Here is a 9,893-nt window from a genome sequence, read left to right on the forward strand (position 1 = left end):
ACAAACAATAACGCCCTGGCGGGGACACACACACACACACCACCCTGCAAGTGTTCTAGGGGGTTGAACCGGAGGGAGGGGGGTGTGTAGGATCGAACTGGCTTCCACCGTTTTGTTATAAACACAGCGGTAATAGACAACAAGATACTGTACTTTATTTACAAAATCACATGACGGCGTACTGTCTGCGTCTCATCTATAACCGGCAACAACAACAACAACAACAACATTTATATTAGAATTATATAATAGACGTGTTCGAGTTGTTATCACGGGGTGACGTGCTGTCCCGTCCATCACCGATACCGACAGCGCCACTTACTGACAGCCGGGAACCCCCCACCCCTTCCTCTGGAGACCCGGGAACACTTGCAGGGTGGTGTGTGTGTGTCCCGTCACTGCGAGGGACAACGCAATACTGAACAGTTGAAACACTTGCAGGGTGGTCCACGAAACTTATACCCAATGCCGCATAGGCCATTACCAAGATGGTGCAAACGGACGAAAATCCGTTCGCTGGGACGGACGAGATTTTCGACTCCAAACAGCCACTAAAGAAGGACAGCTTCGATCCCGAGATGATCTTTCACCGTGACGACGAGATCGACCTCTACGTGAACGCACTCCAGGATGTCGTCGTCGGTCACGAGCCAAACAACGTCTTCGTCTACGGTCCGACTGGCGTTGGGAAAACTGCTGTCACGAAATGGGTCCGCGACATGCTGCTCGAAAAAGCAACTGAGCAGGGTGTCGACCTCGAAATTCTCGGCCCGATCAACTGCCGGAACTACAAGTCGTCATACCGACTCGTGAGCCGGCTGGTTAACGAATTCCGCACGGTTGACAACGCGCTCCCGAAAAGCGGATATAGTACAGATACTGTTTTCGAGTTTCTGTACGAAGAAATCGAGGACGCTGGCGGGAACGTTCTCATCATCCTTGACGAGATCGACAACATCCCTCCGGACGCACGCAACGACTTTCTGTATGATCTCCCGCGCGCTGAGGCCAGCGAGAATGCGGCCATCGACGAGGCGTGTATCGGGCTGATCGGTATCTCGAACGATCTGAAATTTGTCGACTCGTTGGAGCCGAAAGTGAAGAGCACACTCGGGGAACGCGAAATCAAGTTCGGACCGTATGATGCCGACGAACTCCGTGATATCCTCGGGTACTATGCGGGGATCGCCTTTCACGACGGTGTGTTAACCGATGAGGTCATCCCGCTTGCTGCCGCGTTCACCGCCCAAGAGCGCGGTGACGTCCGCCAAGGGCTCAAAATTCTCGAGAAAGCGGGCGAGTATGCCCGGATGGATGACGCGTCAGTTGTCACCGAAGCACATACTCGACGCGCAACAGAAACCATCGAGACCGACGAGATTCTCAACTCGTTCGACAACGATCTAACTCGCCAGCAGGCACTCACGTACATCGCGACGACACTTGCAATTATCGAACCAGACCACGATGCGCGGACAAAACGGATCTACACGCTGTACTCGTCGATCGCCGAGGCGGCCGGTAGTAATCCACGGTCAGAGCGGAAACTGTACGAGTATCTTGACCAGCTCTCAATGCAGGGCTTTGTCCGATCAGAGGATCACAATCAGGGGCGTCGAGGTGGGCGCCGCTTCGTGTACCAGGTCACAGATGACCCCGTCGACATCATTAATGCCGTTGTCAAGTCAGATTACGTTGACGCGCTTCCGAATAATGTCTGGGAAATTCTCGAGCACCACAAGGAAGATGAAGCAACCTCGTTTGAGGCTCCCGACCCGGACGATGAAGAACAACAACAAATCTGGCAGTTCACCTGATAACCATCCCAGATCCTGTGATGAACGTTTTTTTGACCCGCATCTTGACTATTCCATCAGGATATACTGATGGTATAAAACACTTGCAGGGTGGTGTGTCCTCAGCACCCATCTGCCCTCTTTTTGTGACTCGCTTTCGTGAGGACTCGTCATCTGCTTGATCTAAAACCCGGCAAAAGAACACTTGCAGGGTGGTGTGTCGCCGTTTTTCTTGTCGCCGGATCTATTTGATTTGCCCAACAGATTCTCTAGGCGTAACTTTATCCAATAGGAATTGCTATAGGATTTCATATAGGTGAACCTATATGGGATCAACACTCCGTGCTGCTGCATTTCTGGATAAGGGCGGGACCGGCAAGACGACGACAGTCGCCCATCTCGGTATCGCACTCAACGAGCATGGATTCGACGTGTTACTGGTCGACTTAGCAGGCAAGCAAGGCGACCTTGCGAAGCACTTCGGCGTCTGGGACGACTACCAGCAACGCATCGAGGCCGATGCGGCGTGGCCGAACGTCTCGACGGTCTTCGACGATGCGTGGCCGACGATTGCAGAGAAATTGGGTGCGGACCCACTTGATGACCTCATCGTTGCGACTGACGAGGGCGTCGATCTCATCCCGGCACATCCCGGGCTCGATACGCTTGACTCCGAGCTAGGAAACATCAATGACGCTCGCGAACGATATAGCCGGTTCGAGCAGTTTCTCGACGAGTACGTCGATCCGCTTGCGTACGACATCGTCCTCATCGATCTCCCTGGCATGACGAACAACGTCTCATACAATGGGCTCTGGGCGGCACAAAACGTGATCGTCCCCATTGAGATGGGACCGTTTGAGGCTGAACAGGCTGACGCGCTCCGCCGCGATCTAGACAAAATTGCAGCCAACTTCGCGACGACAATTGAACTGGCACTCGTCTTACCGAACAAAGTCGATACGCGAACGACACTTGCTGAAGAGTATCTTGATGCGTTCGAGCGAGAGTACCCCGATGCGATTGCAGCCGACTACGTCCCCTACTCACAGGATATTCGGAATGCTGCACAGCAAGGGCAGACGGCATTCGCACTAACCGATCCCTCAGCAACTGCAACACAGGCTCGTGACGCATATCTCGCGGCTGCAGATCTCCTTGTCAAGCGGCTCCAGGGTGAGATCCATGTCTGAGGACGACGAGCTCGCGGCCCTCCGTGATGAGACGGCACACGGCGATCGGATCGATACGGCAGACGCCGCGTCAGATCGCCGTGCATTCGTCGACGATATTGTTAGCGAACTCGAGGCCATCGACGACGGTGACAAACAGAAGACGGTCAGCGTCTGGGACGGCCATCTCGCTGCGTTTGTCCGTGCGCTCGAAGCGAATCCTGACCGAATGACTTCGGTTGGAGAAGGACTCCAACAACGGCTTGATCTCGAGCACGAGGAGGTCGATCGCAGTGAGCTCCTTCGGCTTGCGCTTCGGCTCGGATTCAAAGAGGCAGCTCCCGACGAGCTTGATGCCGTTCGTGATGCAGCTGGCGAACACGCCACAAACCGACTGTGAACTACCCTACCCTACTCGCTCACGGCTGACGCCGTTCGCTCCTTGAGGGTAGGGCTTCCTGCTTCCACGACGCGCTTTGCAGACACCAAGTCGGTGTCCACAGGGAGCGCAGTCTCCACAGACGTTGATTCGGAGTGTCCCACTCCTACATCTTCGAGGCCGCGAGAAAGGATGTTCCACGCCGCGTTCGCGTCCCTGTCCGTCTTAAACCCGCAGGCGGGACAGGTGTGTTCACGGACCCACAACGGTTTGTCGGTCGAAACGCCGCACGACGCGCACTCCTTGGTTGTCCCTCTCGGATTCACGGCGACGAAGTGCGTCCTCTCACGCTTGCACTTGTATTCGAGCAACGAGAGGAACGTTCGCCACGCGGCAGATGCCGTGTTGCGGCTGTTCGACGGTGATTCGAGTATCCCTTTCACGTTCAGGTCTTCGACCGCCACGAGGTCGTACTCCCGAGCGTAGTAGTTCGAGAGCTTATGTAGGAAGTCACGGCGCTTCCGTCGGAGGTCGGCGTAACACTCCGCGACCCGCCGTCGTTGCTTCTCGTAGTTGTTCGACCCGTGTTCCTTCCGTGAGAGGGACCGCTGTTCGCGTTCCAGACGCTCCCGTTCGGCGGAGAGGTCGGGCGACCCGACGGCGGTCCCGTCGGTGTCGTGGGCGTACTTGAGAATTCCCACGTCAATGCCGACGCACCGCTCGGGATTCTCAGGCGGTTCGGGCGGTTCACGGTCTATTTCGACTCCGAACGTGGCGAACCACTCGCCCGTCGGTTCCTTCTTGACCGTGACCTGTTTGAGCTTCGCGTCGTCGGGGATGGCGCGGTGGAGCCGAATCGGTATGTCTCCGAGTTTCGAGAGTGACAGCACAGTCTGACCGCCCTTTTTGTCGAGCTTGAAGCCAGACTGGCTGTACGTGAAACTGCGGAACTCCCGTGGCGGCTTCCATTTGAGTTGACCGACGCCGTAGCCGTTCTCCTTGAGCGCGGAGAGCCCTTTGAGGTTGTCGAACAACCGTTCAACGACGGTTTGGAGAACCTTCGAGTACACGTCGGAGAGGCCGTCCCACCACTTCTTGAGGTCGGGGAGTTCCGACCGAAGCGTGGTCATAGAAGGCAGTTCGCCGTGTTCGTTTTGATACTCGTTGAGGCGGTAGAGCGTGTGGTTGTAGAGTTGCCGACAAATATCGCGGTGGCGGTCCAACTCCTCACGGTGGGCGTCGGACGGCTTGAGGCGGTAGTTGTAGGCGTAGTACATCAGCTCTCCCGCTGGTCTTCGACGTACTGTTTCAGCACATCCAGCGACACCTGCCCCGTCGAGATGAGGCAGTACGAGTCGTTCCAGAACGAGTCGCCCCACAGTTCGGTTTTCAGTTCATCCTCGTACTCGTTACGGATACGGCGGGCGGTCGCGCCCTTGACCGTGTTGATGAACTTCACGAGGTCTGTGGTTGGTTTCGCTCGGAACAGGATGTGAACGTGGTCGTCCTTTCCGTCGAGGTTCGTCAGTTCGACGCCGTACTTGTCCGTGAACCCGCTGATAACCCCGCGAATGAATTGGGTTCGCTCCTCGGTTAGCACTCCGCGCCGATACTTCGTAGTGAGTATCAGGTGGTAGTGCAGGGAATACGTCGAGTGCGCTCCCGAATCGAGGTCGTACTCCATTGGGTTCGTACTATTGTACGGTACCCCAGTAAAAAACGTTGTGACTACGTGGGTCTGTGGGCCTGCAACCGTTTCGCTGTATGAACAGATGATGACGGCGCTGTATCCCCACCCTACTCCGCTCCCTTCGATCGCTCCGTTGAGGGTGGGGGCTTAGCGCCTATATCCAGCTAACTGTCTTTCAGGCTTTTCAGGTTCGTACACGGTGTTTTTGAATCCCTATAGCATTGTCTATAGTAATACCTATAGTAATTCCTGTAGTTATTTCTATAGTGCCTCTCGTCTGATTGGATACTTCTGGGTCATCTGTGTTACACGCGCCAACAGCCTGACAAAGATATACACTGCTAGACATCTAGGATATTGCTATCCAACTTGATTGGCTCAGTGTAGTATACTCGTATGTCTGACTCACCTCCACGTAGAGACGATTCGCGATTGACCCACTCGCGCCGACAGTGGCTCACCAGAGCGGGCACAGCAGCGGCATTTTCTCTTGCCGGGTGTCTCTTCACTGAACCTGAGTCACCCCCGCAATCGTCTGTCGACCCACAGCCAGAAACAGACGCTCCATCGTCGTCGACCCCCGGAAGGAATGAGTCCAATACCACCACTGCGACCCCGGACACATCGACGCCACAGTTGTCAATCGATCTGACGGCCCCAGAGACGCTTGACACGGGACTCGAAAACACCTATGATCTCCGTGTGACGAACACTGGGGAGACAGCGACAACGGTCACATCTGGTGTCGACGTGCGACGGCCACAGATGGTCTTTCAAACATTGAACACCGTAGAGACGACACTTGAGCCGGACAAGACATACACGAGCACGCAGCCGATAGCAAACTGGGAGAGAGGAGCGCTTTTGTGGACCGCTTGGGCAACAGCTGGAGAAACCCGAGTCACCGCTACCGCCAGTACAACAGTCGAATTAAGCACTCGATCGTGGGGAGGCTCCTATCGACCTGCGACAGGCCATGTCTTCAGTGTTGGAATACCAATCTTTACTGATCGTTACACTGGAACCCGATCTGATGGGACTTCAGTTACGGTGTCAACGTCGACACGCACACAACTTGTTGTCCTACCGCTGCAAGTGCGTAACCCAACAGCCGAGCAGCGCCGGACACCTGATGTGAATGGTTTCCAACTGCATACTACCAGACGAACAACGGAGCGACCACATACGTCGATTGGCGGGGACACGACTGACACCTGGACTGATCTGGCCCCCGGTGACAGCGAGCAGTGGACGCTCATCTATGAGGTGCCTGCAACTGTGGTCCAGAGTGACCTCGTACTCACACATACAAGTGCTGGATACTACACAGATGGTGGATGGCAAGTCCACTGGCGATGACCCTCACCAGCCGTATCTCCCGATTCTTCTATTTGCTTTGTTTGATGGATGGTATCACTATTGAGAGTCGGGCCGGTATGATTAAGTCACTCCCTACTGGAATATAAGCCAGACATAACATGAAGTTAGACCAAATGTTCGGCGACGATCGTGCTGTCTCACCTGTCATTGGTGTGATACTCATGGTTGCTATAACCGTCATTCTAGCAGCTGTGATCGGGACGTTCGTGCTCGGGCTGGGCGACTCACTCGGCGACTCGGCACCACAGGCGAGTTTCCAGTGTGAGGGTAATACTCTTGTCCATGGCGGTGGGGACTCGCTCGATGGCGACACTCTGAACGCTTCTCCTGGATCCGCTCAGAGTGGGACGCTTACGGCTGGTGACGATGTTGCAACCGGATTTACCGGGGAAAATGCAACGCTTTCTTGGTCGAGTGGTGACCAGTCTGCCATTCTCCGCAATGGAGGCTGCTAACAACCATATTTAATCGTCACCATCGGTGTTTCATTTTCTTTTATTGTTATTGTTACAAACAGGTACCCAACCATTTTGACATGATTGTCGCTGCCCTCGCTCGTACGTACAATCATCCAAGTTACGAGGATCCATACGAGGCAGTCCGAGATTACAATCGAGTTGTCGAAGCTACTGCCAACAACCCGAACAAAGGCTCTACGGCCCTGTCTACAATTGTCGAACTTCCACGCGGTCGCATCCGTGCGTGGGTTGATGAGGATGGGATGCCAGACGCCGCTCGTGGCGTCATGCTTGCCCAACGGCATGGCTGGGTCGACCCTGACGGCGACATGAGTGTGGCGCTGGCGGCGCTCGCTGGACATCTTCTCGGGGGTGGATCAATTGCCGCAAAAAACTATGTTCCAAGTGTTGCAGCTGGTCGTCGGGTCTCGCTTGACGAGCTCGAGGAGGTATTTCGTGATGTCGGCGTCCATCCGACACGCCGGCACGAAGAATTTGAGTCACGAGCTACTGAGGTGCTCCCAGCAACTCACGGGTCGGTCCTCGGTCGCACACTTGCTGCATGGGGCTGTCCGGTTGGTGGGCGAGCGACTGTCGAAACGCTCCCCACAATTGTTGATCATGCTGGCGAGGCAGGCCAAGCCGGTTTTCTCGACGCGTATGTCCGCCACCGTGCGGTCGATTATCCGAATAAAGCAACGAGTCGACTGCATGGACAACAGCCAATAGCGTTCCATCAGGCTATTGCAGACCTAATTGAACAGGTAACCAATGAACACGCGAGTGCAGGCGATCGAGGTGTGACTGTCTCAGCTGCTGCCATGCGGGCGCTCAATCTCGCAGAACCGTGATCCTCTCAGTTGATTTTTGTCAGATTAGCTGCTGATATATCCATCTGCAAGCGAAAAGTTTCTTTTAAATATTAGACAGTTGTTAAATAGATATGGTCATCGCGTTGCTAGAAACAATTGAAATCATGTCACCAACGGCAGTGTTCGCTGTGGTTGGGGCTCTTCTCCTCGGTTGTGCCATTCCGTATCTTGTCCGTGCTGTTGAATAGAATAACGACAGTTTCCTTTCTAACAGGAGTATGTACATTTTGTTGTGCTGCCTACTTTTTGTGGGGGTGAATTTCTCTACCTATTGGCCTCAATTTCAGTATTTCTGAACTAATCCGCAAGCTTATACACCATCAATTTCTACTGATGGTACATGAGCTCTCGTCGGTCGATAGCGATCACACTTGCGGTATGTGTTCTCGTTAGCGGTATTGGGTTTCCCGTGTTTGGTGTAGGATCTGCGGTTGCACAAGACGACGGTGGTGACGTTCCAAGCCTTCCAGCGACGTATTATGGTGAACTAGAGGTCACCGGTGGGACGCTCTCTGGACCGGTTCTGATTGAGGCTGTCGCAGACGGAGAGGTACAGGACTCGATCATGACTGGCGAGAACGGCCAGTTCGGTGGCCCAACAATTAGTGATGAGAAGTTGGAGGTTCAGCCTCCTGATGGTGACGAGGTCACATTCCGTGTTGGTGGTGTTACCGTCAATTCGATCTCGTTCGAGTCTGGGACCCAAGAGATCAATCTGAGTGCGTCACAGGAGGAGCTTGCTCCGCTGTTCAGTACCACAGTAACTGGGTCAAACTCGCCCATTGATGCTGGTGAGACAGTCACGGTCGATGCTATCATCGAGAATGAAGGCGCACTGTCTGCAACACAGGATATTAACTTGGTAAACGCTGACGGCGACGTTCTTGATTCGACGTCGGTCTCGTTAGCGTACAACGAGAGTACGACCGTCTCGTTGTCATGGGAGACGGAGACGGACACAAGCGTCAACGAAACCTTCACTGTTGAATCCGCGGATACGACAGCATCGATCGACATTGAGGTTGAACGCGTTACGCTGCCAGAAATTGCCCCCGAGCCATCTCCGCCGGCAACTGGCGGTGGCGGTGGGGGTGGTGGTACCGATGATGGATCAGAGACTGACAGTACAGGTGGAAACAACACTGATGACAGCACGTCTGAGGCCGACACTGGTGCCAGCACTCCCGGCCTGCCTGCTGATGTTGAATCAGTCCACACAGAGCAGCAGACAATTGTAAGTGACGAAGGATTTGGTCTCTCTCAAGTCCGATTCTCCGGAGAGTCAGATGTTGTCAGTATTACGTGGGACTCTGCTGACGTTGCAGGGAACGTCTCGGTGACGGCGCTTAACGACACACCCAGTGAAACTGGTCCTGCCCCTGGTGCGCTAGTGTCGGTATCACAAATCACTGTCCCGGACAACGTAACCACCGAGACTGCAACACTCCAATTTAGAGCAGATACGACTCAGATTGAGGAGCTCGGAGCTGTAACGGACGATCTGCAAGTATACCGCTTTGCCGACGGTGAGTGGCAGCAGATAGATTCTATTGTCGTCGAAGAATCTAACGATGCTATCGTGCTTCAAGCTGAGACACCTGGATTCTCGTACTTTGCGGTGAGTGCTACGGGTGAGCCTAAAGCAGAAATCAACTCACCTTCCGAGGTAGCTGTTGGAGATACTGTTTCGCTTAATGCTAGCAATTCTACGGATCAGTACGGTGAAGTCGTCTCATACGAGTGGCTGATTGACGGAGAGTCACACAATGGAGAGTCAGTAACGACTGAGTTTGAACAGGCAGGTGACGTTGAGGTTGAGCTAACCGTCGAAAATGGCGCTAATAAGACGAATACAACGACGACGACCATTTCTGTTATTGAATCATCGGACGCATCGACTGGGACATCGTCACAAGACTCGAGCGCAGGGGATGGAAGTACTGATGATAGTACTCCCGGCTTTAGCTCCGGTCTGGCACTGATTGCGCTACTTGTTAGTGCTCTCATGGCACGACAAAGAGCCGACTAATTATTTCGTTGACAATCCCTCTGAAGGAGTTTTGTCGTGATCACCTAGCTGGTCTCTCACTGGTCTCTATTATTCTACAGATACGCGGGCTATAACACAGCCCTAGGGGGGGAGGGA

The 9,893-nt window shown here is 54.2% G+C and carries 8 protein-coding genes; 6 read left to right on the top strand and 2 right to left on the bottom strand.

Annotated features, from left to right (window positions below; translation table 11 throughout):
• Nucleotides 1-488: 488 nt before the first annotated feature.
• The 3 genes from DJ74_RS10950 (at nt 489) to DJ74_RS10960 (ending at nt 3,368) form a co-directional block, all read left to right on the top strand.
• Complete coding sequence (locus DJ74_RS10950) at nt 489-1,817, top strand: Cdc6/Cdc18 family protein (RefSeq protein ID WP_094527268.1); 1,329 nt, start codon at nt 489-491, stop codon at nt 1,815-1,817.
• 305 nt (nt 1,818-2,122) lie between these two features.
• Nucleotides 2,123-2,989: a ParA family protein gene (locus DJ74_RS10955; protein ID WP_094527269.1), complete on the top strand. Its 867-nt coding sequence runs from the start codon at nt 2,123-2,125 to the stop codon at nt 2,987-2,989.
• On the top strand, nt 2,982-3,368 hold the full coding sequence (locus DJ74_RS10960) for a hypothetical protein (RefSeq protein ID WP_094527270.1): 387 nt from the start codon (nt 2,982-2,984) through the stop codon (nt 3,366-3,368). Before DJ74_RS10955 ends, DJ74_RS10960 begins: the two co-directional genes overlap by 8 nt.
• Nucleotides 3,369-3,379: 11 nt before the next feature.
• On the opposite strand, the gene DJ74_RS10965 is transcribed toward DJ74_RS10960, so the two are convergent.
• Both DJ74_RS10965 and tnpA read right to left on the bottom strand, forming a co-directional pair.
• Nucleotides 3,380-4,624 (bottom strand): RNA-guided endonuclease TnpB family protein, encoded by a 1,245-nt coding sequence (locus tag DJ74_RS10965; RefSeq protein ID WP_094527271.1) that lies wholly within the window; start codon nt 4,622-4,624, stop codon nt 3,380-3,382.
• Nucleotides 4,624-5,031: an IS200/IS605 family transposase gene (gene tnpA / locus DJ74_RS10970; RefSeq protein ID WP_094527272.1), complete on the bottom strand. Its 408-nt coding sequence runs from the start codon at nt 5,029-5,031 to the stop codon at nt 4,624-4,626. Before tnpA ends, DJ74_RS10965 begins: the two co-directional genes overlap by 1 nt.
• A gap of 1,547 nt (nt 5,032-6,578) precedes the next feature.
• On the opposite strand from tnpA, the gene DJ74_RS10975 reads away from it, so the two are divergent.
• From DJ74_RS10975 to DJ74_RS10985, 3 genes are all read left to right on the top strand, one after another.
• Nucleotides 6,579-6,872 (top strand): type IV pilin, encoded by a 294-nt coding sequence (locus tag DJ74_RS10975; protein ID WP_394338311.1) that lies wholly within the window; start codon nt 6,579-6,581, stop codon nt 6,870-6,872.
• Between the two features lie 80 nt (nt 6,873-6,952).
• Complete coding sequence (locus tag DJ74_RS18765) at nt 6,953-7,726, top strand: hypothetical protein (protein WP_141212700.1); 774 nt, start codon at nt 6,953-6,955, stop codon at nt 7,724-7,726.
• A 361-nt stretch (nt 7,727-8,087) separates the two neighbouring features.
• Entirely contained in the window at nt 8,088-9,776 is a 1,689-nt protein-coding gene (locus DJ74_RS10985) for a PGF-pre-PGF domain-containing protein (protein WP_094527275.1), read from the top strand.
• Nucleotides 9,777-9,893 lie beyond the last annotated feature (117 nt).

Source organism: Halorubrum sp. Ea8 (assembly GCF_002252925.1).
In the GTDB taxonomy this organism is placed as follows: Archaea; Halobacteriota; Halobacteria; order Halobacteriales; family Haloferacaceae; genus Halorubrum.

Bases quoted from the DNA above. Each gene is read 5' to 3' on its own strand.
- DJ74_RS10950 (WP_094527268.1), top strand. From the start codon at position 489: ATGGTGCAAACGGACGAAAATCCGTTCGCTGGGACGGACGAGATTTTC.
- DJ74_RS10955 (WP_094527269.1), top strand. From the start codon at position 2,123: ATGGGATCAACACTCCGTGCTGCTGCATTTCTGGATAAGGGCGGGACC.
- DJ74_RS10960 (WP_094527270.1), top strand. From the start codon at position 2,982: ATGTCTGAGGACGACGAGCTCGCGGCCCTCCGTGATGAGACGGCACAC.
- DJ74_RS10965 (WP_094527271.1), bottom strand. From the start codon at position 4,624: ATGTACTACGCCTACAACTACCGCCTCAAGCCGTCCGACGCCCACCGT.
- tnpA (WP_094527272.1), bottom strand. From the start codon at position 5,031: ATGGAGTACGACCTCGATTCGGGAGCGCACTCGACGTATTCCCTGCAC.
- DJ74_RS10975 (WP_394338311.1), top strand. From the start codon at position 6,579: ATGGTTGCTATAACCGTCATTCTAGCAGCTGTGATCGGGACGTTCGTG.
- DJ74_RS18765 (WP_141212700.1), top strand. From the start codon at position 6,953: ATGATTGTCGCTGCCCTCGCTCGTACGTACAATCATCCAAGTTACGAG.
- DJ74_RS10985 (WP_094527275.1), top strand. From the start codon at position 8,088: ATGAGCTCTCGTCGGTCGATAGCGATCACACTTGCGGTATGTGTTCTC.